The sequence below is a fragment of the Clostridium sp. NkU-1 genome, from assembly GCA_001312405.1.
Genome location: BBDR01000003.1, coordinates 115094 through 138264, shown reverse-complemented (window position 1 = coordinate 138264; position 23171 = coordinate 115094). Strand labels below are relative to the sequence as shown.

General features: G+C 46.0%; 13 protein-coding genes, 9 pseudogenes and 2 riboswitches. Of the genes and pseudogenes, 5 read left to right on the top strand and 17 right to left on the bottom strand.

What is annotated here, in order from left to right; translation table 11 throughout:
• Window positions 1-200: 200 nt before the first annotated feature.
• Together metK and JCM10519_RS26875 are read right to left on the bottom strand one after the other, a co-directional pair.
• Window positions 201-952, bottom strand: a pseudogene (gene metK / locus JCM10519_RS26880) (methionine adenosyltransferase).
• 192 nt (window positions 953-1144) lie between these two features.
• Window positions 1145-1332, bottom strand: a pseudogene (locus JCM10519_RS26875) (S-adenosylmethionine synthetase N-terminal domain-containing protein); the annotation flags it as partial.
• 193 nt (window positions 1333-1525) lie between these two features.
• Window positions 1526-1653, bottom strand: a riboswitch (SAM riboswitch).
• 212 nt (window positions 1654-1865) lie between these two features.
• A riboswitch (glycine riboswitch) is annotated at window positions 1866-1959 on the top strand.
• 107 nt (window positions 1960-2066) lie between these two features.
• On the opposite strand from JCM10519_RS26875, the pseudogene JCM10519_RS06135 reads away from it, so the two are divergent.
• Window positions 2067-3451: pseudogene (locus JCM10519_RS06135) on the top strand (alanine/glycine:cation symporter family protein).
• Between the two features lie 96 nt (window positions 3452-3547).
• Here JCM10519_RS06135 and JCM10519_RS06130 read toward each other — a convergent pair.
• The 5 genes from JCM10519_RS06130 to JCM10519_RS06120 all read right to left on the bottom strand — a co-directional run bounded on the left by JCM10519_RS06130 (window position 3548) and on the right by JCM10519_RS06120 (window position 6724).
• The gene (locus tag JCM10519_RS06130; RefSeq protein ID WP_054738290.1) at window positions 3548-4423 is read right to left on the bottom strand and encodes an ABC transporter permease subunit; all 876 of its coding nucleotides are present in this window, start codon (window positions 4421-4423) and stop codon (window positions 3548-3550) included.
• Window positions 4424-4435: 12 nt separating this feature from the next.
• On the bottom strand, window positions 4436-5023 hold the full coding sequence (locus JCM10519_RS26870; RefSeq protein WP_347843289.1) for a sugar ABC transporter permease: 588 nt from the start codon (window positions 5021-5023) through the stop codon (window positions 4436-4438).
• Complete coding sequence (locus tag JCM10519_RS26865) at window positions 4950-5342, bottom strand: hypothetical protein (RefSeq protein ID WP_347843288.1); 393 nt, start codon at window positions 5340-5342, stop codon at window positions 4950-4952. Before JCM10519_RS26865 ends, JCM10519_RS26870 begins: the two co-directional genes overlap by 74 nt.
• Before the next feature lie 82 nt (window positions 5343-5424).
• On the bottom strand, window positions 5425-5658 hold the full coding sequence (locus JCM10519_RS26860; RefSeq protein WP_347843287.1) for a hypothetical protein: 234 nt from the start codon (window positions 5656-5658) through the stop codon (window positions 5425-5427).
• Window positions 5659-5698: 40 nt separating this feature from the next.
• A complete protein-coding gene (locus tag JCM10519_RS06120) occupies window positions 5699-6724 on the bottom strand; it encodes an ABC transporter substrate-binding protein (protein WP_347843286.1) in 1026 nt (341 codons plus the stop codon).
• Between the two features lie 253 nt (window positions 6725-6977).
• On the opposite strand from JCM10519_RS06120, the gene JCM10519_RS06115 reads away from it, so the two are divergent.
• The 3 genes and pseudogenes from JCM10519_RS06115 to metF all read left to right on the top strand — a co-directional run bounded on the left by JCM10519_RS06115 (window position 6978) and on the right by metF (window position 11221).
• Window positions 6978-7856, top strand: a complete 879-nt coding sequence (locus JCM10519_RS06115; RefSeq protein ID WP_054738289.1) for a helix-turn-helix domain-containing protein — start codon at window positions 6978-6980, stop codon at window positions 7854-7856.
• 238 nt (window positions 7857-8094) lie between these two features.
• A pseudogene (gene metE, locus JCM10519_RS06110) lies at window positions 8095-10371 on the top strand (5-methyltetrahydropteroyltriglutamate--homocysteine S-methyltransferase).
• On the top strand, window positions 10358-11221 hold the full coding sequence (gene metF, locus JCM10519_RS06105; protein WP_054738288.1) for a methylenetetrahydrofolate reductase [NAD(P)H]: 864 nt from the start codon (window positions 10358-10360) through the stop codon (window positions 11219-11221). The pseudogene metE and the gene metF overlap by 14 nt, the downstream one beginning before the upstream one ends.
• A gap of 127 nt (window positions 11222-11348) precedes the next feature.
• On the opposite strand, the gene JCM10519_RS06100 is transcribed toward metF, so the two are convergent.
• From JCM10519_RS06100 to JCM10519_RS06085, 4 genes and pseudogenes are all read right to left on the bottom strand, one after another.
• Window positions 11349-12167: a hypothetical protein gene (locus tag JCM10519_RS06100; protein ID WP_054738287.1), complete on the bottom strand. Its 819-nt coding sequence runs from the start codon at window positions 12165-12167 to the stop codon at window positions 11349-11351.
• A 248-nt stretch (window positions 12168-12415) separates the two neighbouring features.
• Window positions 12416-13434: pseudogene (gene galE / locus JCM10519_RS06095) on the bottom strand (UDP-glucose 4-epimerase GalE).
• 95 nt (window positions 13435-13529) lie between these two features.
• Window positions 13530-14641: pseudogene (locus tag JCM10519_RS06090) on the bottom strand (aminoglycoside phosphotransferase family protein).
• Window positions 14641-15569 (bottom strand): annotated as a pseudogene (locus JCM10519_RS06085) (sugar phosphate nucleotidyltransferase). Before JCM10519_RS06085 ends, JCM10519_RS06090 begins: the two co-directional pseudogenes overlap by 1 nt.
• Before the next feature lie 166 nt (window positions 15570-15735).
• Between JCM10519_RS06085 and JCM10519_RS06080 the strand changes: the two are divergent.
• Window positions 15736-16644 (top strand): helix-turn-helix domain-containing protein, encoded by a 909-nt coding sequence (locus JCM10519_RS06080; RefSeq protein ID WP_054738286.1) that lies wholly within the window; start codon window positions 15736-15738, stop codon window positions 16642-16644.
• Window positions 16645-16692: 48 nt separating this feature from the next.
• On the opposite strand, the pseudogene JCM10519_RS06075 reads toward JCM10519_RS06080, so the two are convergent.
• The 6 genes and pseudogenes from JCM10519_RS06075 to atpC all read right to left on the bottom strand — a co-directional run bounded on the left by JCM10519_RS06075 (window position 16693) and on the right by atpC (window position 23162).
• A pseudogene (locus JCM10519_RS06075) lies at window positions 16693-17984 on the bottom strand (UDP-N-acetylglucosamine 1-carboxyvinyltransferase).
• Window positions 17985-18091: 107 nt separating this feature from the next.
• Complete coding sequence (locus JCM10519_RS26855; protein ID WP_347843285.1) at window positions 18092-19648, bottom strand: hypothetical protein; 1557 nt, start codon at window positions 19646-19648, stop codon at window positions 18092-18094.
• Entirely contained in the window at window positions 19573-20568 is a 996-nt protein-coding gene (locus JCM10519_RS26850; protein WP_347843284.1) for a hypothetical protein, read from the bottom strand. The genes JCM10519_RS26855 and JCM10519_RS26850 overlap by 76 nt, the downstream gene beginning before the upstream one ends.
• A 311-nt stretch (window positions 20569-20879) precedes the next feature.
• Window positions 20880-21554, bottom strand: coding sequence for a hypothetical protein (locus tag JCM10519_RS06065; protein WP_347843283.1), 675 nt, complete (start codon window positions 21552-21554; stop codon window positions 20880-20882).
• 116 nt (window positions 21555-21670) lie between these two features.
• Window positions 21671-22598, bottom strand: a pseudogene (locus tag JCM10519_RS06060) (sugar phosphate nucleotidyltransferase).
• Between the two features lie 165 nt (window positions 22599-22763).
• On the bottom strand, window positions 22764-23162 hold the full coding sequence (gene atpC, locus JCM10519_RS06055; protein WP_054738284.1) for an ATP synthase F1 subunit epsilon: 399 nt from the start codon (window positions 23160-23162) through the stop codon (window positions 22764-22766).
• Between the last annotated feature and the right edge of the window lie 9 nt (window positions 23163-23171).

Sequence of the window (23171 nt, the reverse complement as noted above, 5' to 3'; positions counted from 1 at the left end):
TTTCGATAGCCTTATTATAATCAATGTCAGCTTCCGATTTCAACAGGAAGAAACAAGGATTTGGCGCTAGTTTTAGTGCCAAACCTTAAATAACATGATATCCTTAAGAATCAATCTGACCTTATGGCTCAAATAAAGAAAGATGCCCTTTGGCAGCTGTGAACCAGCTGACTTTGGGGCATCTTTCTTATATGTGCAGATTATAAATATTCTTTTAAAAGTGAAACCTTGTCAAGCTTCTCCCATGGCAGGTCTAAGTCATTTCTTCCAAAATGTCCGTAAGCCGCAGTCTGTTTGTAGATAGGACGGCGTAAATCCAGCATTTTGATGATTCCTGCAGGACGTAAGTCAAAGTTTTCCCTGATGATCCCCACAAGCTTTTCATTGCTTAATTTTCCGGTTCCAAAGGTATCCACCATAACGGAAGTGGGCTGTGCCACACCGATGGCATAGGAAAGCTGGATCTCGCACTTGTCAGCCAGCCCTGCTGCTACGATGTTCTTAGCAACATAACGTGCCGCATAAGCAGCGGAACGGTCCACTTTAGTACAGTCCTTGCCAGAGAATGCGCCGCCGCCATGGCGTGCATAGCCGCCGTAGGTATCTACGATGATCTTACGGCCGGTCAGGCCGCTGTCTCCGTGAGGTCCCCCGATCACAAAGCGCCCGGTAGGATTAATGAAGAATTTGGTCTTCCCATCCACCAGCTCTGCAGGCAGAACTTCATCAAATACATACTTTTTAATATCCACGTGAATCTGTTCCTGGCTCACGCTCTCATCATGCTGAGTGGATAAAACCACCGCATCTAAGCGGAGAGGATTGCCGTTCTCATCATATTCCACGGTTACCTGGGTCTTTCCGTCGGGACGGAGATAAGTAAGGGTTCCATCCTTGCGGACCTTTGTAAGCCTGAGGGCCAGCTTGTGAGCAAGGGCGATGGGGTATGCATATACTCCTCTGTTTCATTGCTGGCATAGCCAAACATCATTCCCTGGTCTCCTGCTCCGATGGCGTCGATCTCTTCGTCAGACATCTTGTGTTCCTTTGCTTCCAAGGCCCGGTCAACACCTAAAGCAATGTCAGCGGACTGCTCGTCCAAAGCTACGACTACGCCGCAGGTATCGCAGTCAAACCCGTATTTTGCACGGTCATAGCCGATTCCCCTTACGGTCTCCCGCACCACCTTCTGAATGTCCACGTAGCATGGGTCGTTATTTCGCCCATAACCATAACAAGACCTGTGGTACAGCAGGTTTCGCAAGCCACACGGCTCATGGGATCCTGCTTTAACATCTCATCCAGAATTGCATCTGAGATCTGGTCACACATTTTATCCGGATGTCCTTCTGTAACGGACTCGGATGTAAATAATAATTTTTCCATGTTGTTATTTCCTCCTTTTTGCTACGCTCTTTGGGCATACAGGTATGTCCGCAGGGCGTTCCTCCTTGATTCCACATGGGGGAATAACAAAAAGAAAAGTCCGCAGCAACGCGGACTTGATTCAACAATATATCAAATCCTCTTATTGCTCGATTTCTCGCTCAGGTTGCACCTTCCAGCCGCGCCTTTCTGGCCAAGGCCATCATTTCCGGTCGGGGTTGCCGTGACTTCACAGATCCTTTGTATCTCCATCACTCTGAATAAGGGATATTACGTACTTTTCATTTGTTATTCAATTGTAAGTTTTTTTATTTCATGTATATTTTATCGTATTTAAAAACGGCTGTCAAGGGAATTTTCTCCCATTGCATCAATGGATAAAGTTCTTGCAAAAAAATTGATCATTATTGTATAATGACACCATTCTTTAAATGTTCGCCATATGAAATCTCCGGAATGCGCCAGCGCAGACCGTGGACGGATGGCACTCTGGAGACGCCTGCAATGATGCAGGGGCCGAAGGGGCAAGCGCTCAGGCGCGAAACTCTCAGGCAAAAGGACAGAGGCGATTTTTCCCCTTTCTTTTTGGAATATCGCGTTATCTCTGTTTTTTTGTGAGTGGGAGTATACCCCACTCTTTTTTTTACAAAAAAATATGAAGGAAGGGAAGTAGAAAACCAATGCAAGCTGTTAATGAATTTTTCAACAAACTGGACTCAGCAATTTGGGGGTTGCCCATGATTGCACTGCTGTTTGGCACCCATTTATTTTTGACTGTGCGCACAGGCTTTATCCAGCGCAAAACCTTTACGGCCATTAAGCTGTCTGTAACAAAAGACCCTGATTCACCTGGTGAGGTCAGCCAGTTTCAGGCACTGACTACTGCGCTCGCCTCCACCATCGGCACCGGTAATATTGTTGGCGTGGGTACGGCAGTATTCTTAGGCGGCCCGGGTGCTGTTCTCTGGTGCTGGCTGACCGGTGTATTCGGCATTGCCACCAAATATGCAGAGTCCCTGATTGCAGTTAAATATCGTGTGCAGACAAGGGATGGCCGTATGCAGGGCGGTGCCATGTATGCCCTGGAGCGTGTACTGGGTCTTAAATGGCTGGGCGTACTCTTTGCACTGTTCGCCCTGTTCGCTTCCTTTGGCATCGGAAGCGGGACTCAGATCAACGCCATTGCCGAGATCATTGAAAACAACGTACCTCTCCCGATTCCGCGCATTGCAATCGGCCTTGTCTTCGGCACGATTACTGCTGTGGTCATTATCGGCGGCATCAAGTCCATAGCAACGGTGTGTGAAAAGCTTGTACCCTTTATGGCATTTTTCTATGTGGCAGGCTGCCTGATCATTCTTGGCATCAACGCTGACTTCATCATTCCCGGGCTGAAGGCGATTGTAACCCTGGCCTTCCAGCCGGCGCAGTCGCAGGCGGTCTGGTTGGGAGGGGCATTATGCTTGCCATGCAGTACGGCATTGCCCGCGGCCTGTTTTCCAATGAGTCGGGTATGGGTTCTGCGCCGTTAGTAGCCTCGGCCGCACAGACACGAAATCCGGTGCGCCAGGCGCTGGTTTCCTCAACCGGTACCTTCTGGGATACGGTTGTTGTCTGCCTTATGACCGGTCTGGTTCTGGTTACGACCATAATGAAAAATCCGAACATCAACATGGATATGATTCAAAACGGGGGCCAGATGACCACTGCTGCTTTCAGCCAGATTCCCGTGCTTGGGCCGGCGATTCTGGTAATTGGCATCATCACCTTTGCTTATTCCACCATTCTTGGCTGGTCTTATTACGGCGAGCGCTGCTGCGAGTATTTATTCGGTGCCAAAGGTATGCTGCCCTATAAGATCATCTTCGTGACAATCGTAGTTGTGGGTCCTGTGCTGTCACTGGATCTGGTGTGGACTATTTCAGACATCCTAAACGCGCTGATGGCCATTCCCAATCTTGTGGCTGTGCTGCTTTTATCAGGCGTTGTAGCAAAGGACACCAAATATTATTTAAACCACCTGGATGAAAGGGACGAAACGCCGATCCCTGTCATTGATAAGTAATAACCTAAAAACCTCCTGCCTTACCTGGCTGCGAAATAATAATTCTTCCGGTAAATGGATTATTTCGCAGTGCCACGTTAAGCAGGAGGTTTTTTATCAGCCTTTAACTCCGCCCCCGGTAATACCGGCAATAATCTTTTCTGACAAAAAGATATAAAGGATAAAGGTAGGAAGAAATACAATAATAACAGAAGCGAACATACCTGACCAGTCTCCTGTATATTTCATGGAATTGATCATGGAGTAAAGTCCTACCGCAACCGGCCGCACCCTGTCGGAATTGGCGAATATCAGGGAAATGAAATACTCATTCCATATATTAATAAAATTAAAAATAGTAACCGTAATGATTCCGGACTGAGCCATGGGAAACATGATCAGCCAGAAAGCTCTCATGGGAGGGCAGCCGTCAATGGCAGCCGCTTCCTCGTAAGCCCTGGAGATATTGGCAAAGAATGTGAGAAGAAAAATCGTTGTATAAGGAACGTTGATCCCCACATAAAGAAATATCAGTACCGCCTTGTTTGCAATGTAGTTGTTTAACACGTTCATTCCCGCGATCAGGCTGAACAGGGGCAGAACGATCATGACCACAGGCACTCCCATGGCAGACACAAGACTGGTCTGGATCATTTTATTTCCAGCAAAACGGAAACGGGACAGTACGTACGCGGCAGGCGCACAGATCAAAATCAGAAGTGTGCACGAAACAACAGAATACATCAGGGAATTAAAGAAAATGGAGGACACATTGGAATTGGTCCAGGCTTTCGCATAGTTCTCAAAATGAATTCCCTGGGACAGGACATGGCCTGAAAATATAGCCTTTGTCGTAGAAAAGCTGGCGGCTACCACCCAGCCCAGCAATACAATGGTAAATAAAATCCAAACACTCAGGAGCAGATATCCCGGAAAAAGCTTAAGCTCTCTTTTCCAGTTAAATGGCTCCATAAACTTTCCCTTTTTAGCCATAGATTCCCCTCCTTAGAATTCCAGATCATCCTCTTTTATCAGTTTATTGCATATCAGGAAGACCGCTACCACACAGATGCTTAACAGAACTCCGATTGCCGCTCCAAGACCAGCATTCCGCTCGGTCATGCTGTTTCCGGCTCCAAAGATCATCATATACATATAAACCATGGGGGTAATGGTCTGGGTATCCGCAGTAACTGTTGAGAAAAGCTGGGACCAGACGAAAAAGCCTACCGATGTGACGCTCCACATGGTGATATTGGTTTTAAATACCCCTTTTAACAGGGGAAGGGTGATATAGCGGAACTGGTTTACCTTATTTGCTCCATCCAAAGTGGCCGCCTCATAGTAATCCTCCCCGATCCGCTCGATCCCGCTTGCAAAAATCAGCATGTGGTATCCCACCATACCAAAACAATAAGCAACAAGCAGGGCCATGAATTTATGATCATTGTCAAGCCACTGGACTTTGGATAAAGCTTTAAGTCCCATGGATGAAAATACATTTTTAAGGAGACCGAACTTAGGGCTGTATACATACTGAAGCCACATGGTCGCAAGGGCGACCGCACTGACTACATTGGGAAGATAGATCATTGCCCTGAAAAAAACTTTTAAAGCGTATCCCGCTGGTCAAGATCACCGCAAACAAAAGGGCCAGGGACATAACAACCAATCCGCCTATCAGCCATATGCGGAACAGGTTCCACATGGAAATGCGGAATAAGCTGGTCGCCGCAAGCTTGCTGTAATTGGCTAATCCGGTAAACTGCCATTTGGCCATGGAATCCGTGATTCCTTCAATCTTAAAGAAGCTCATTAAAATTGTCCTGAGAATAGGATATAGGAATACAAGGACAAACATTACTACTGCCGGCGTTAGAAATACGGCAATCATTGTCTTATTCTTCTTCACGTTAAATACCTCCCCCGGCTTTCCTTAATCAGAGGGTGACACCGCCAAAGCGGTGCCACCATATAAGATCTGTTGATCCGGATTATTTGCCTGCTGCTTTAAGAGCATCGGTGAACTCTGCAGCAGTAATGGAACCTCCGCAAAGCTTCATAAAGTTTTCCTTGATAATCGGTGTTAAGTCAGCATTGGCTTCTGCTCCGGCTGCCCATGGATAGCGTACGCTTAAGCTCTCCATAACAGGCTTCACGCTGGCAAGCTGTGCCGGCCACTCTGTATTCCTGGAATCTGCCGGGATACCCATTGACATCTCGGACATCTTCTTATCAAACTCTCCCTGAGTGATGTATTCAATCAGCTTAAATGCATTTTCTCCATTTTTTTGAATTCTTGTTAATCGCCAGAACCTGAGCGCCATAGTTGGAGGCATTAGTGCCATCCTTTCCGCCTTCCACTGCCGGATAGCTGAAGCAGCCCCACTTAAAGTCTTCTCCTGCCATATCCTTTACTTCATTGGGAAGCCAGGAACCGTTCAAATACATGGCTGCTGTTCCAAGAGCAAGCTCCTGGTTCTGTCCTGCAGGCCATACGTTGGAAGCAATGGTTTCTGAAAAATACCCTTTCTTTGCAAAGTCTTCATAAGCCTGAGCCGTTTTAAGGACTGCCGGGTCATCCCACTTGCCTTCCTTAACAACCGCCTCTGTTCCCGGTTCGCCCAAAAGTCTGGACATGTGATAGCCAAACATGGCTGTGATGTAGGCATCATCACAGGTAATGGGAGTATAGCCCGCATCCTTGATCTTCTGGCATGCTGCATCAAGCTCTTCCCAGGTCTTTGGCACTTCCTTGATTCCTGCCTCATCAAAAATGGACTGGTTATAGAAAAATGCAAATACATTGGGCTGGTAAGGAATGGATTTTAATGTTCCCTTACCTACTTCTCTGCAGGCCTTCATTAAGCCTGCATTGGCATTGTCCTCATAACCGGAAGTCTTTACCAGGTCCTCTAAATCCATCAGATACTGCTCCCATGTGGTATTCACACGGTCAATATCCTCGTCAAATACGTCAATGTTGGTTCCAGCATCCAAAGCCGGCTGCAGTCCTTCACGGATTCCCGTACGTCCTTTAAACTGAACATCAACCTTGACCCCTGTATCTGCCGTAAATTTGTCGATTGCCATCTGGATCGCCTGGCCCTGAGGCTCTGTTGCCTCCCACATGGACCAGTAAATAAGCCCTTCTCCGCCGCCTGCAGCCGATTCCTTCGGCGCGTTCGTGGAATCCCCGGCAGCCGTCGAAGCCTCTGTGGTGGCCGTAGAAGTCCCTCCTGCACAGCCTGCCAGGAGACCGGCAGCCATAACTGCACTCAGCATAACACTCATGAAACGTTTTTTTCATAATTTTACCTCCCTCTGTTATCCAACTTTTCCGTCAGATGTTCTTGGTGAGTCTATATTATTATACTTTTGGATAAAATGCTTTGTACAAAAGGTCATCATTTTTAACATTTTAGATTTTTATGGTTTGCTTTTTTTCATAATTAGTAGTTAAAATATAGATAAATTATATACCATTTGCACAATGATGCTTTTAAGAACACAAAAGCTTTTAGTATATGAGACCAGGGGGGACAGCATGAAATATAAGTATACGGAATTAACAGAAGAGGTGACAATACACCGGATAATCAGCATCCATTATTTTGAATATATGAGCGACTTCACTTTTGCGGGAGAATCTCATAACTTTTGGGAATTGCTCTGTGTCGATAAGGGAGAAGTGGACGTAGTAGCCGACCATGAACGGCTGACGCTTCAAAAAGGTGATGTTATTTTCCATCAGCCAAATGAATTTCACCGGGTTCTGGCCAATGGGGTAATCGCTCCCAACCTTGTGGTCATCGGATTTGACTGCCAGTCGCCCCGCATGGCTTCTTTTAAGGAGCAGATCTTAAAGGTGGGTCAGGAGGAGCAGGAGCTTCTGGCGCGGATCATTGCGGAAGCCCGCCAGTGCTTTGACGGAAGGCTTGACAATCCCTATCAGGAAGTATTAGTGCGAAAGGACCATGGGCCCTTTGCGGCAGAGCAGATGATAAAAATTTATCTGGAAATGTTCTTAATACAAATGTACCGCCGTTCCTTTTCAGCCCGGCGGACTCCTGTCCTCCATAAGGACACTCCTTCCGCAGAAGACATCTATGAAACCATACTTCTTTATTTCGAGAAGAACATCTGCACCCAGCTGACCATTGACCAGATCAGCCGGGACAATTTAATCAGTACTTCCCAGTTAAAAAAACTATTCTTTGAAAAGGGAAACACAGGTGTCATTGAATATTTTAACAGTATGAAAATCGATGCAGCCAAGCAGCTTATCCGGAACCGGCAGCTTAACTTTACCCAGATCGCCAATCAGCTGGGATATACCTCGGTCCATTATTTTTCCAGGCAATTCAAGCATCTGACCGGGATGACCCCTACGGAGTACGCCACTTCCATAAAAAAAGCTGTCTGAAAAAAAATATGCTGCGGGACCCAAGCCTATAGGCTTTTGCCTGCAGACTTTGAGATTAATTATGCATGAGAAATAATATCAGGAACCCGGAAAATAACACCCTATTTAGAAAAACTATGGCTGTTTTATTAAAGCGTCATAGTTTTTTCTATAGGTACATATATTTATTTGATATTACGTAATAACCCCATTCCCATGTTATTATTTGTTATAAAATAAATGGAAGGGATTATGCTATATGAAAACATCTGTTATTGGCTACCCAAGGGTGGGAGCTTTAAGAGAATTAAAATTTGCATCGGAAAAATACTTCAGAAAAGAAATATCTGCAGATGAATTACAGGCAGCGGCAAGAAATTTAAGAAGCACACATTGGCATACACAGCAGAATCATGGGATCGACTTTATTCCAAGTAACGATTTTTCTCTTTATGACAATGTTCTTGACACTGCGGTTCTGCTAAATGCTATTCCGTCCCGCTACCGCAATCTGGCCTTATCGCCTTTAGATACTTATTTTGCAATGGCAAGGGGATATCAAGGTGCAAACGGTGATGTGAAAGCCCTTGCCATGAAAAAAATGGTTCAATACAAATTATCATTACATGGTACCAGAGATTGATGATAATACAAAAATACAGCTTGCAGGAAATAAGCCATTTGATGAATTTAAGGAAGCTCTGCAGCTGGGGATTAAAACGAAACCGGTTTTGATTGGACCATTTACCTTTTTGAAGCTGGCAAGGTTTACGGGCGGAAGGTGCGCCAATGACTATACAGCAGCTATCATAGCTGCTTATCAGGAAATACTTACAAAATTTAGTGATACAGGAGCTGAATGGCTGCAGTTTGACGAGCCATACCTTGTACACGATCTTACCAATGAAGACATTCTCTTATTTAAGCAGCTTTCCAGCGCCATCCTATCTGCAAAAGGAACCGTAAATGTACTTTTACAAACATACTTTGGTGATATCCGCGATTGTTATCAGGACATTACTAAACTGGATTTTGACGGGATCGGAATGGATTTCATTGAGGGCAGGAAATCACTGGAGCTTGTAAGGGCAAACGGATTTCTCTCCGGTAAAACGCTGTTTGCAGGTATCGCAAACGGCAAGAACATCTGGAAAAATAACTATGCAAAATCCATGGAAATTATCTCCGAATTGCAGAATCATTGCCACGATATTGTTCTTGGAACCTCCTGCTCGCTTTTACATGTTCCCTATACATTACAGAATGAAACAAAACTGCCTGGGCAGCAAACGTGCTATCTTTCATTTGCCGCAGAAAAACTCGGGGAACTAAACGAATTAAAAGAAATTTGCTCATCTCAAAACCCTTTTGAAACGGTGGAATACAGAAGAAACGTCAGTCTATTAAGTAAAGACAGAAAGTGCAGCAATGAGAAAGTGCAGCAAAGGATATCTGAAATAAAGGAAAGTGAATTTACAAGGGTTCCGGAATTTTCGGTCCGTGAGGCGATCCAGAAAAATAACTTCGGTTTTCCGTATTTTCCAACCACAACCATTGGCTCCTTTCCGCAAACAGCTGATGTAAAGGCCAACCGTACCGCCTTTCGGAAGGGCGGCATAACAGAAGAACAATACCGTGATTTTGTTAAGGAAAAAAAATCGCCCAATGCGTCAAAATCCAAGAGGAAATTGGACTGGATGTTTTCGTACATGGTGAGTTTGAACGAAACGATATGGTGGAATATTTTGGCGAGTGCCTGAATGGGTTTTTGTTTACGGAGAACGCATGGGTGCAGTCTTATGGTACCCGCTGCGTAAAGCCTCCGGTGGTTTGGGGAGATATTTCCAGGGAAAAGCCCATGACTGTTGAATGGTCCGTTTATGCCCAAAGCCTTACCAAAAAGCCCATGAAAGGTATGCTCACAGGGCCGGTTACTATCCTTAACTGGTCTTTCCCGCGGGAAGATATTTCGCTGAAAGAAATTGCGTACCAAATCGCCCTGGCCATTCGCGATGAAGTGCTTGACCTTGAGGCAAACGGCATCAGGATCATTCAGGTTGATGAAGCCGCGCTTAGGGAGAAACTTCCTTTAAGAAAATCCGGCTGGGACAGCGAATACTTAAGCTGGGCAATTCCCGCGTTTCGTCTGGTACACAGCGGTGTAAAACCTGAAACCCAAATACATACCCATATGTGCTATAGTGAATTTACGGATATTATTCCTGCGATTGATAATATGGACGCTGATGTGATTACTTTTGAGGCATCCCGTTCCGATTTGATGATCCTGGATTCTTTGAAAGAAAATCATTTTAAGACAGAAGCCGGTCCCGGCGTTTACGATATTCACTCGCCTAGGGTTCCTTCTGTGGAGGAAATAGAATCAGCTCTGCATGAAATGCTTAAACGGCTGCCCAAAGAAAAATTATGGGTAAACCCGGACTGCGGGCTGAAAACACGGCGATATGCAGAAACAAAATCCAGTCTCGAAAACATGGTTCAGGCAGCAAGGCGGTTGAGAAATGAAACTATCTAATATCCTAAAAAATCAGGCGACGTTATCTTTTGAGATTTTTCCACCCAAAAGAACCAGCTCTATCCAGACAATTTACAATACACTTAACGCATTGCATGAATTAAATCCTGACTTTATCAGCGTGACCTATGGTGCGGGCGGCAATGGCAACGGTCACTCTACCTGCGAAATTGCATCCACGATTAAGAATCAATATAAAATTGAAAGTTTGGCCCATTTAACCTGTGCTGACCTTACGAAAGAAGATCTGCTTTCTCAGTTAGAGATTTTCAAGCAAAACGGAATCGAAAATATTCTTGCACTCCGTGGAGATATCTTAGATTCTCATCAGCCCAGAGGTGACTTTTCCTATGCCAGCGATATGATTGCATTTATTAAGGAGCATGGAGATTTTGACATTACAGCGGCCTGCTATCCTGAAGGGCATACTGAATCAGGTAACCTTATTGAGGACATCCGTAATTTGAAGAAAAAGGTGGATTCAGGGGCGGATCAGTTAATTACACAGTTATTCTTTCATAATGACTATCTTTATAGATTTCAGGAGCGCTGTTCCCTTGCAGGAATCCACGTTCCGATTGAAGCAGGGATTATGCCGGTAATTAATAAAAAGCAGATTGAACGCATGGTATCATTTTGCCATGTGGATCTGCCCCCCAAATTTATCGCAATGATGAACCGGTACGAAAATAATCCGGAGGCAATGCGTGATGCAGGCATTGCCTATGCAATTGATCAAATTGTTGATCTCGTTGTCCATGGCGTTAATGGCATTCATCTTTATACAATGAACAACCCTTACATTGCAAAAAAAATACATGAAGCGGTTCATCGGCTGATTAAAGAGTAATAAAGAAAAGACTTCACCGGAATTCAGTGAAGTCTTCTCTTTGCCTGTTACAAGGGGAAGGCTGGAGCAGAACAGCTGCGTTCCCAGGGCATTTTACTTGTCCGTTTTAAGTCTGTCCCAGCTTTTTTTATACTATAAATTTTATATATGTCCTGTCATCGATGGAGGTTTTTCCGTCTGTAAAGCCGGACCCGGCTTTATACTTATCAATGCACAACGGATCATGTTCCTTAAGTTCCTTTAAATACAGCTCACTTTCATGTAATGATTGTTCTAATCTGGGATATCCGTCAGATGCCATTATGACCGTATCTCCTTCTTTCACGTCATGAATGATTATCTTTGAGAAATCATTGCAAAACCCATCTAATACATTAAATCCATACTTACCGCCTTTATCACAGTTGGCAAAGTACAACTGATTTTTTATGACAGGAAAGATAATTTCATGAGATGGGTCCGAAATACATAGTTCTTCTACTGATTTTCCGCTGATAAGCTCTGATTGAAGATATACAGATCTCACTTCCGCCAGCAATCGATCAATTTCCATTTCTTCCTGAAACACTTGCCCGTTAATGCTGAATTGGCAATCCCCGAAGCACCAAATCTGTTTATATCTGCGGCTGTAAATTACAATGGTAGACCGTATTCTCTCTGTTGTATTTTTAAGAAAAAAATCGTCGTTGCCATTGTATTGTTTATGAAGCTGGGAATTTAAAAATTCCAATGCCTGAACCGCACTTTCACTTCCACTTAATTGTGCCATTGCATGCAGCAGAGTTTCCTTGGCATGAAATCCACTGGTCTTCTTGTTCCATAAAATATCTCCCTTGGCAGTGACTCCATCCATGACAGCAATAAATTTATCATTGATAAATAACCCATCCTCGCACAAAGCATCATCGCCATACTTTGAAGCTATAAATTTTTCAATAATTTTCATTTTCTTTATGTATGCAGTATACAGTCATACCTTCCTTTCTTAATCTTTAACACCAAACTCAATCCTTAACACGATACTGAAGTTATCTTTATAAAATTAATGCAGGTAAAAGAAAAAAGCATCCGTCCAAAGAATAAAGGTCCTAAGGATAGATACTTTGATAACGGGAAATATACTGCAAAGAGCATCTGCTCCCGGCTGACCATCGATCAGCCGAAGCATAATGCAAGGCACAGACCCTAAAGCCTTTATCTGTATCCGTTGGGATTCCCGGACTGCCATCTCCAGGAGTCTTCACACATTTCATCTATTCCGCGCTGCGCTTCCCAGCCAAGTTCCTTCTTAGCCAGGGATGCATCCGCATAGCATGCTGCAACATCACCTGGGCGGCGGGGTTTGATGGAATATGGGATGGGTTTTTTTTGCATGCCTTTGAAAACGCTTCGATCATCTGAAGCACGCTAAAGCCCTGTCCGGTTCCCAGATTATAAATACGTACCAATGGCTCTGAGGAGGCCATCTTTTCAAGTGCTTTTACATGTCCAAGGGCCAGATCTACCACATGGATATAATCCCGGACTCCGGTTCCATCGGGCGTGTCATAATCATTTCCGAATACTCCTACTTCCTTCAGCTTGCCTACGGCAACCTGTGTGATATAGGGAGTCAGGTTATTGGGGATTCCAGCAGGATCTTCTCCAATTAAACCACTCTTATGGGCGCCCACAGGATTGAAATAACGAAGAAGGATCACGTTCCATTCCGGGTCAGCGGTATGAAGGTCTGTAAGTATCTGCTCCAGCATGCCCTTTGTCTGCCCGTAAGGATTGGTGATGATTCCCTTAGGGCATTCTTCCGTGATCGGTACAAAGGCCGGATCTCCGTATACGGTGGCCGAGGAGCTGAATATGATGTTCTTTACCTTATGCTCCCTCATAACATCACATAGAACCAGAGTCCCTGTGATGTTGTTGTGGTAATATTCCAAAGGCTTGGCAACGGACTCTCCCACAGCCTTTAATCCGGCAAAATGGATGACAGCATCGATTATCTCATAATCAAATATCTCATCTATCGCATCCCGGTCCAGAAGGTCTGCTTCATAGAAGGTCACGGTTTTCCCGGTAATGGCTTCTACCCGCTCCAGTGACACTTTGGAGGAATTGCAAAGATTATCCACGACTACTACTTCGTGGCCTTGTTCTAAAAGCTCAATGCATGTATGGCTGCCGATATATCCGGCGCCTCCGGTTACCAATATTCTCATATTCTCTCCTCTTTCTCATTTATATTTTCTATACCAATGACTCAGGCGGATATAATTGTATATCCAGTTGAGTCATAAATACAAGAGTTAAAAACTTATTTTTCACTCTTGCGGACAATCTCCTCCATTTCCTTCCACTTCTTCTCCATGTCAGCCACAAGCGCAAACTGGGTCCTGGTACGGTCCAGGTTGTGATTTTCTCTGCTTGTATGGAAATAGGTATCTCCCTGAAGGAAATCTGTTAAGAAGCGCACGCCGCACTCAAAGGTCATCAGCTTTGCACCCATAGGAAGCATCTTCTTTTCATCAGGCGTAAGACTTCCCTTGCACCCCTCTAAATACCCCCTGGTATAGGTCTCAAACAGGGGCAGGGATAAGGATACCTTGCTCACATCAGGTTCATCCTCCTCTGCCGTATTGGCTCCAAAACGGATGGAATCGCCAAAATCAAAGATGGCCAGGCCGGGCATAATGGTATCCAGGTCAATAATGCACAGAGCTTCTCCGGTTGCATCATCGATCATGATGTTATTAAGCTTGGTATCATTGTGGGTAACACAGAGAGGAAGCCTGCCATCCTTTAACATATCCATGGCAACAGACGCTTCATTCTCCCGGTCAAGGACGAACTTTATTTCATCCTTTACCAGATGGGCACGGCCGCAGGAATCAGCGTTCACAGCTGCCTTAAAGGCTTCCAGACGCACCGGGGTGTTATGGAAATCAGGAATGGTTTCTGCCAGTTCATCTGCCGGATATTCTGCCAGCTGGCGTTTAAACCGCCCGAACGCCTTGCCGCTCTGATAGAAATCCTGAGGATTTCTCACCTTATCATAGGTGGTGGCCCCTTCAATAAAAGATAGCCTCTCCAGTAATTCCCGTCGCTGTCCTGGCAATAATCCTTTCCATCCAGCGCTTTTATGATATTGAGTGTCTCCCTTTCAGGATCTCCGCCCTGGGCTTTAATCCCTTCCCGTAAAAAGGAAGTAACACCTGCAATGTTTCTCATGAGAGAAACCGGGTCCTTAAAGACCTCATGGTTGATTCTCTGGATGATGTAGTGTTTTTCCCCTTCTCCTGTCTTACAGATCAGGCGAAACGTATCATTAATATGGCCGCTTCCATAGCGGTTCCATGAAACAGGCTCTCCCTCAAAGGCCAGAAGTCCAATGGCCTCTCTTATTTTTCCGCACTGTGCGTCTCCCATTACTTTTCCTCCCATAGCTTTTCCGGATACAGGCCGGCTTTTTTCAGTTCTTTGATGGCATTTACCACTGTTTCTTTGTCTTCTTTATAAGTGACTCCATACCAGCGGTCCACACTCTTTAATACTGAAACCTCTGCCTTGCCTTCCTTTAACAGCTCATCAACACAAAGGGAATGAAGTATTCACATTTCATCGGATTTACGGTCAGCTCCCTGTCTAAAAATGCGGCAAACCGTTCCTCAAGCTCCTTTAATATGCTGCTTGTAAATCCCCACATGTTCATGGAAACGATGGTGTCCTCTCCAAGTTCTGTCCAGGTCTTTCCATCATCCTCTGTAAATTCTGCCTTGCCGCCGTGTTTTTCTATTCTGGTCCGCTCATGAATGTCAACCAGCTTTCCAGCCTTATCGGTGTTGCATACGCCCCTTGCCACATGGCCATTTTCCGTCAGAGTGTTGTAAAGCTGATAGCCGACCATGGTGTACTGGTACTTCTCCCCATCAGAAACCTTGTTAAGCTGGTCATAAATGGAAACAAAAGCGCTCCTGCCATAATAATCATCTGCATTAATGACTGCAAAAGGCCCTTCTACCACGTCCTTGCAGCATAAAATTGCATGTCCTGTTCCCCAGGGCTTTACTCTTCCCTCAGGTATCCCATATCCTTCCGGAAGCTTGTCAAGCTCCTGATATACGTATTCCACCTGCACATGAGCCGCCATGCGGTTCCCGATATTTTCTTTAAATTCCTTTTCAATGTCTTTTTTAATGATAAAGACTACTTTTTCAAATCCAGCACAAACCGCGTCATAGATAGAAAAATCAATGATCTTGTTTCCATAAGCATCCACAGGGTCAATCTGCTTTAGGCCTCCGTAGCGGCTTCCCATTCCTGCTGCCATGATTACCAGAACCGGTTTCTTGTTCATCGATGTTACCTCCTAAATTCTATTAACCTCAGTATAATGAATGCACGCCAAAAGATATTTGCACTATTTATTATTTAATTTGCATTATCGTACTCTTCTCACCATTTTACCACGGAATGTGGTATACTGTCTATAATCACAATTACGTGTCCGGAAGGAGGTTTCCATGGCATACAAAAGCACCCAGCTGCGTTCTTCAGCGATTGTAAAAAAGGTCATAACCATTCATTATTTTGAATACATGAGCGATTTCTCCTTTCCAGGAGAGAGCCATGACTTCTGGGAGTTTGTCTGCGTTGACAAGGGGGTCATCGATGTAATGGCCGGTGAAAAGCAGATCCCTTTAAAGCGGGGAAACATCATCTTCCACAAGCCCGGCGAGTTCCACAATATCCTGACCAACGGAACTGTTGCCCCCAATCTGGTGGTGATAAGCTTTGAATGCAATTCCCCCTTCATGAAAGCCTTTGAGGGAGAAGTCCTTTCCGTACAGGAGACGGAAATGGCCCTGCTGGCGCAGATCATCATTGAAGCGCGGAATGCATTTTCAGGAAGGCTTGACGACCCGTACCAGGAGGAGCTGGTCCGAAGGCAGCCTCCCCTGTCCTTTGGAGCGGAACAGCTGATCGGGAATTATCTGGAGGAGCTGATCATCCATCTTTACCGCAGATACTTTTCAAATCCCGAACAGATCTCCACCGGACGGGTGACAGCAAGCCCTATGCACGGGGACGCCCATAACCGCATCATCCGTTATATGGAGGAGCACATCGGGGAGCACCTTACCATTGAAACCATCTGCCGGGATAATCTGACCGGACGGTCACAGCTTCAGAAAATCTTTCATAAAGTCTATGGCTGCGGAGTCATCGATTTCTTTACAGGCATGAAAATTGACGCGGCCAAGCATCTCATCCGCAGCAACCAGCTGAATTTTACCGAAATTGCTGACCGCTTAGGCTACAGCTCTGTCCACTATTTTTCCAGGCAATTCAAAAAGCTGACCGGGATGACGCCGTCGGAATATGCCACCTCCATACGGTCCCTTTCAGAAAAAGGCTCTGAAAAGCCTTAGCCCGGCTCGTTGCTCAAGCAAATAGGAAAAGGCGGGAAATTTCCCCGCCTAGCCTACTTTTAATTTGAATTTCTTTACTTCATGTTCAGAATCTACTTTTTCAATCATGGCACCAAGCCCTGAAGCTTTTCATCAAAGCATTCATAGCCTCTCTGAATATATCCGATCTCATCCACAACCGTATATCCATCCGCAGCTAGTCCGGCAATTACCAGCGCCGCACCTGCACGGAGATCAGGAGCGTTGACAAACGCCCCGGTAAAGCCGTTTACGCCGTCAATAACGGCTACATTTCCTTCTACCTTGACATTTGCCCCCATACGGGAAAGCTCATCCACATAGCGGAAACGGTTTTCAAAAATGCTCTCTGTGACCACGCTGGTACCTCTTGCAAGGGCCAGGGTCACTGTCATCTGAGGCTGCATATCGGTTGGAAATCCCGGATAGGGAAGTGTCTTGATATCCGTATGCTTTTGATGGGACTTTCCGACCACACGAACCGCATCGTCGAATTCCACGACCTCGCATCCCATCTCCAAAAGCTTTGCAGAAATGGCCTCCAAATGCTTTGGGATGACATTTTTTACCATAACATCTCCACGGGTAATGGCAGCAGCACACATAAAGGTACCTGCTTCAATCTGGTCCGGAATGATGGAGTATTCGGTTCCATGGAGTTTTCTCACTCCACGGATACGGATGGTATCCGTACCGGCTCCCTTGATATTGGCGCCCATGCTGTTTAAAAAGTTTGCCACGTCAACCACATGAGGCTCTTTTGCCACGTTTTCCAGTATTGTCTGTCCCTCTGCAAGGGTTGCCGCCATCATGACGTTGATGGTAGCCCCAACGCTTACCACGTCTAAATAGATATGGCTTCCAACCAGATCAATGGCATGGGCGATCACTGCCCCGCGTTCAATCCTTACATCAGCCCCAAGAGCCCGGAATCCCTTTAAGTGCTGGTCAATGGGCCTGCTTCCGATGTTGCAGCCTCCCGGAAGGGGGACCTGGGCGCTTTTATATTTGCCAAGCATTGCTCCGATAAAATAATAGGAAGCCCTGATCTTACGGATGTATTCATCATCTACCGAAACTTCCCGGATGGTCTTGCCACTTATGCGGACCGTATGCCTGTCGATCCGTTCCACCTTTGCACCAATTTCCTCTATGGCCTCCAGCAACACATTTATATCTCTGACATCAGGAAGATTATCGATCAGAACATCCTCATCTGTCATGATCGCTGCTGCCAGAATTCCTAAAGCGGCATTCTTTGCCCCGCCAATGGTCACTTCACCGACCAGGGGATTTCCGCCCTTCATAATATACTGCTCCATTTCACACCTCTGATTATCATGTTATCTATTACAAAATTCTTAAATTTCATCTTTTAGCCTTTAATGATTATAACATATCTTATGAATTTGTAAAGAGAACGCATTTTCTATTCTGTAAATACTCCGCAGACAAAGTCATTTCCCTGACCTGAAAAATAAGCAGAGGCATCATTTAAGCCCATTTTCTGGCTCTCTCCGGACACCGGATTATAGACCGTCACATTATAGGAATCATAGCCGGAAAGAAGCACATAACCACCCTGAAGGTTGTAGGCTGCCACCGGACATCCATGTCCGATGAAATATAGTACCTGGCTTAAGGTGCAGCCCCTGGCATCCAGCATAAGGACTCCCTCCCCATAGAAGCTGTTTTCAGTAAACCCTTCCAGATTCCGCAAAAAGGCTGCTCCGGTCTTTAAGGGCTCCTTCATGTTGCGGACCGGCGGACGGTTCACACGGCTCCAAATGATTTCCTGATTCTTATCGGTCACAACTCCCATTTTATCATAAGCAAGGGCAAGGGCATCGGTAAAACTGCGGCTGCTTCCAAGATAATGGCCTCCCCCATATGCATAGAACTTGTTTTCCTGGGTTCTTGTATTGCCCTTTAGCTCCACCACTTCCGTGGTTTCATAGGCCACCTTTTTAGGAACCGAGATCTTTACATCCCGGCTTACCATGTCTTTATCCAGCTGGACAAAATACAGCTTTCTCCTGTCCTCTGAGGCGTACCAGCCAATGCCTTCCATCTCGACCTCTGCCAGCTCCTGATTGCAGACAATGGTATCCTGCCTGGAAGCCACATAGGACTGATCACCGGATTTCGTCACCTGTGTTAAATGGATCCGGCTGGCATCCACGGACACATCTGCAATGTAAACATTCTCATGTTCATATTCCTTAACGATCTTTCCGCTTTGATCCATGATCTCGATCCGGTACATGGGAGCATCCTTTGTCCTTCCGTTCTGTACCCACACATCGCCTTTCCTGGCAATTCCGTAAATGAAATCATCCCCTACAAATCCAAGGGGCCTGTAAATATTATCCTCGCCGCCGGTTATCTCTCGCTTCACCCCGGTGTCCAGATCCATGAGATGAACCACTTGGTCTCCATAGTGGTCACTGCCCTCCTGCCATGCAAAACGGCGCGACCTGCTGCTGACCGCGTATCCACCTTCAATCAGGGAATCCGCCAGGACCATATATTCATTGCTGTTCAGATCAATACCGTAAACCGCCCGGTCCGCCATCAGATAAAGCATCCCATTGGTTCCCACATGGGCCAGCTGGTCAATGTCCTCCTTAAGCATGTCAAAGGACAGGGTCACAGGAGTGAAAAGGCGCTCTGTGGTGGCATTGTCCTGGCTGCTGTACTGATACATGGCGATTCCCAGGCTTCCCTCATGAATGCCACGGTTCATGTAGCCATAAACCAGAAAATCCACATCTCCGTTATCACTGACCGACAATACCTTGATATCGTGCTGGTTGTAGCCGCTGCGAAGCCCATCGTCTTCACCGCTTCGGAAAGAAAACACCTTTACCGCGTGCTCCCGGCTCTGGTCAAAGGTCCATAGATCCCGGTTTACCACATAGGCCAGGCAATCCCCTGACGGGCTTTTTGCAGTTCGTATTGCATCCTGGCCTGAAATCCCCAGCATAATCCGTTTCCGGAAAACAGCCCCTTTTGGCCGGAAAACACCTGATTGGTGTTCCTCTCAAAATCCATAAGGTAGATACGCCTGCTGTCCCATTTCATGGTAAAGCTGTCCTCCACCTCGTATAGCTCCTGAGTATTATCTTCTCCGGTCCTTGCCACCTCATATTCCAGCTGAACGCTGCACATGATTCCATCTAAATCCTTAAGAGTCGCCCTTATGTCACCTACCGGGGTCACCGAAAGTCCTCCCCATGTAAGCTGGGAAAAGCTGGAACGGATGGTCACATGGCCGAGGGAACTGTTATCCTCTCCCTCGCTGGTTTCCAGATAAGTGGTCAGCTGCCGGGCCTGGTCATAATCAAAGGTCCTGGTGGTAAAATCAACCGCAAAATCGATCATATCCTTTACATTGGTGCTGTCCGTCCACATAATCCGGGTATAATAAAGCAGTTTTCCATTCCCGGAGGTATCCAGCGACAGGATGAGAAGGTATTCCTTATCCTTTGTCAGAAGGTTCTGGATAGGAAGGGTGGCCGTGACGCCTCCTTCTCCCTGGTCCCATGTATCCACCTTTGTCCGTTCCACCAGACGTCCTAAGTCCATGCTGCGGACTTCATACTCGATCCCCTGGAGGCTGCCTTTATAATCCGATATCTGTATGTTTATGGACCGGTCCGCAGGAAGAACGGTAAGGGCTTCCCGGGAGACGGCCTGCTTCATATCCTGGGTATACCCATGGAGAAGGTTCATCTTTCTTCCGTACATATCGGAATATACCACGGGCAAAGCCGCCTCATCCATGGAGGTGTATACCATAACATCGTTTTTTTCTGTACTTTTCTGGTTCCACATAAAATAAACTGCGATTGCCGCTACAAAAACCGCAGATAAAATTCCTATTTTTTTTACCAATCGATTCATCTCAAATTTCCTCTGTTTTTGCAATTTTGTATTAATGAATCAACTGGATATGCATGCATATCCGTTCAATTCACAAACGGAGGGCAGAAAGTTTTTTTTCTTTCAACCTTATCTTCTTTATTGTATACAATAATATCCAAAACTACAATGAAAACTTTCTTAAACATTCGTTAAACGTTGCACAGAATGGGGCTGCTCTGTTGACCATATAAAAAACAGCCGTCCTGCCAAGGACAGCTGCTTTCCTTTTTCTTATCTGCAAAGTCCGCTGCGGCATCTCCTGCGGTGCATCTCATTAAGCAGAAGCACGTTTACGACGCCATCCAGCATACCGTCGGACCTCTGGCTCCACGGCCCTCTCGGTCCCCATGGCCCCCATGGTCCCCATGGACCGCAACGGCCTCCTGGCCCGCAATGGCCTCCCGGCCCACAAGGCCCCCATGGACCGCAAGGTCCCCACGGCCCTTTGGGTCCCCTTGGTCCTCTTGGCCCTCTCGGCCCTCTCGGCCTCTTGGTCCTTTTGGCCCCCACGGATCCCATGTAGAACCACGGTCCTGGGACAGCAGATCCGCTTCATCCATCTCCTCTGCGCCCCACTCCATCTGTTCCGCCAGCTCTTGCTCCGCAGCCGTCGTTTCTGCATAATCTGGTTCTTCTGCCACTTCATCCATCAGGATACCATCCTTACGTATCTGATCGCATATAGAATCGCAGATCTGGTTAATCATCATTCGGTCCGGATATTCGTCATACATGGGACTGTTCTTATAATCCAGATGATCACACGCTGAAACCACATATTCCTGCAATTGTTTCATATGTCCTGGGTACATTCCCTGTAGATATTCCAAATCCTGTACGATAGAATCCCTTCTTTCCAAGGAACGCCCTGCAGCACTCCTGTCACCATAAAGCATATATGGCTCCAGTTCCTGAGATTTGTTTCCATAAGTATAATCCGGGTTAATGGGCACGACTGTTATCACTCCCTGCTTTCTGCTTATACAACACTATAGTATGCAAAGCAAAAAGGTAAGGTGCTATATCCCATGAAAAGAAAATACGGTTTTCCGATGGCAGATCATCAGAAAACCGTCTTTTTTTACCTCACATCAAACAGGCGCTTCGGATACACACCTTCTGAAACCAGGCCCCTGATAGCAGCAGCCACAGCAGGCTTGTCCTCTTTATAGGTCACGCCAAACCACCGGTCTCTTGTTTCCAGCACCCTTACCTGGGCTTTTTGGGAATGGACCAGTTTATCGATGATCTTTGGAAGCAGATATTCCGTTTTCACATCCCCTTCTTTTATACCGGCTAAAAACTCTGGGAATCCTCTTTCCAGCTCCTCAAGAAACGCTGGGGAAAGCCCCCACATATTCATGGAAACATTTTGATCCAGGGGGATCTTCACCGGGGTTCCTTCCTCACTGCTGCCCTCTGCCCAGTCATCACACCGTCTGATCTCATATGTTTCTGTGACCTCTTTAAGTATCCCTTTTTCATCCACCTGGCATACCCCTCTGGTCACCCCTCCATTTTCGCTTAAGGTGTTGCCCAGAACAAATCCTCCCATACAGATATCAAAAGGCTTTGACATTGGATCCATCTCATTTACCAGATATTCATGAATCTTTATAAAGCCTTCTTTTCCATAATAATCATCCGCATTGATCACCACAAAGTTCATGGATCACCGATCTGGCACATAAAAGCGCCTGGCCGGTTCCCCATGGCTTTGTTCTGTCAGCCGGTTTCGTATAGCCTGAGGGAAGGTCATCCAGCTCCTGATAGGCGTACTCCACATGAGCGATCTTTTCGATCCTCTTTCCAATGATCTCCTTAAAATCCTGTTCCAGATCTTTTCTTATGATGAACACGATTTTGTCAAATCCGGCGTTTAAAGCATCGTATATGGAATAGTCCATGATAATCTCACCGCTTGGTCCTACCGGTTCCAGCTGCTTGATCCCCCCGCCAAACCGGCTGCCAATGCCCGCCGCCATAATCACTAATGATGTTTTCTTCATAATACTATCTCCCTGTTTGTTTAATCTGCCTAATAGTATACCACAAAAGAAGCTTTTAATCCATAGATACCGTATTATCCCCAGTCCCTCTTCCCATTTAGAAAAATACATTTGTCACAGAAAAAGGGATTTGAACCTGTTTCACAAGGTCCAAATCCCTTTCTATTACTTTGTAAGTGAAAGCCTTATATAAGCCCTTTTCAGAGCAGCTTCCGCTCTAACAATATCAATTTCTCCGCTCTGTTCCTTTAAGCGGCGTTCTGCACGGATCTTAGCCTCCTCTGCGCGGTTTGCATCGATCTCTCCCGGCCATTCAACAACTTCCGCCATTATGACGATCTTCTCCGGTAAGATTTCAGTAAAACCAGACATCAGGGCCGCTTCCTTCACTCCGCCTTCCTCGTGAATCTTTAAGACTCCCGGGGCAACAATAGCAGTCATGGGGATATGATTCCGGTATACACCGATATCCCCTTCCGTGGTAGTAAGCTCCACCATGGAAGCCTCTCCCTCGTAAAACTTTCGTTCCGGAGTGATGATCTGCAGTTTGAATAAATCAGCCATATTCCCACC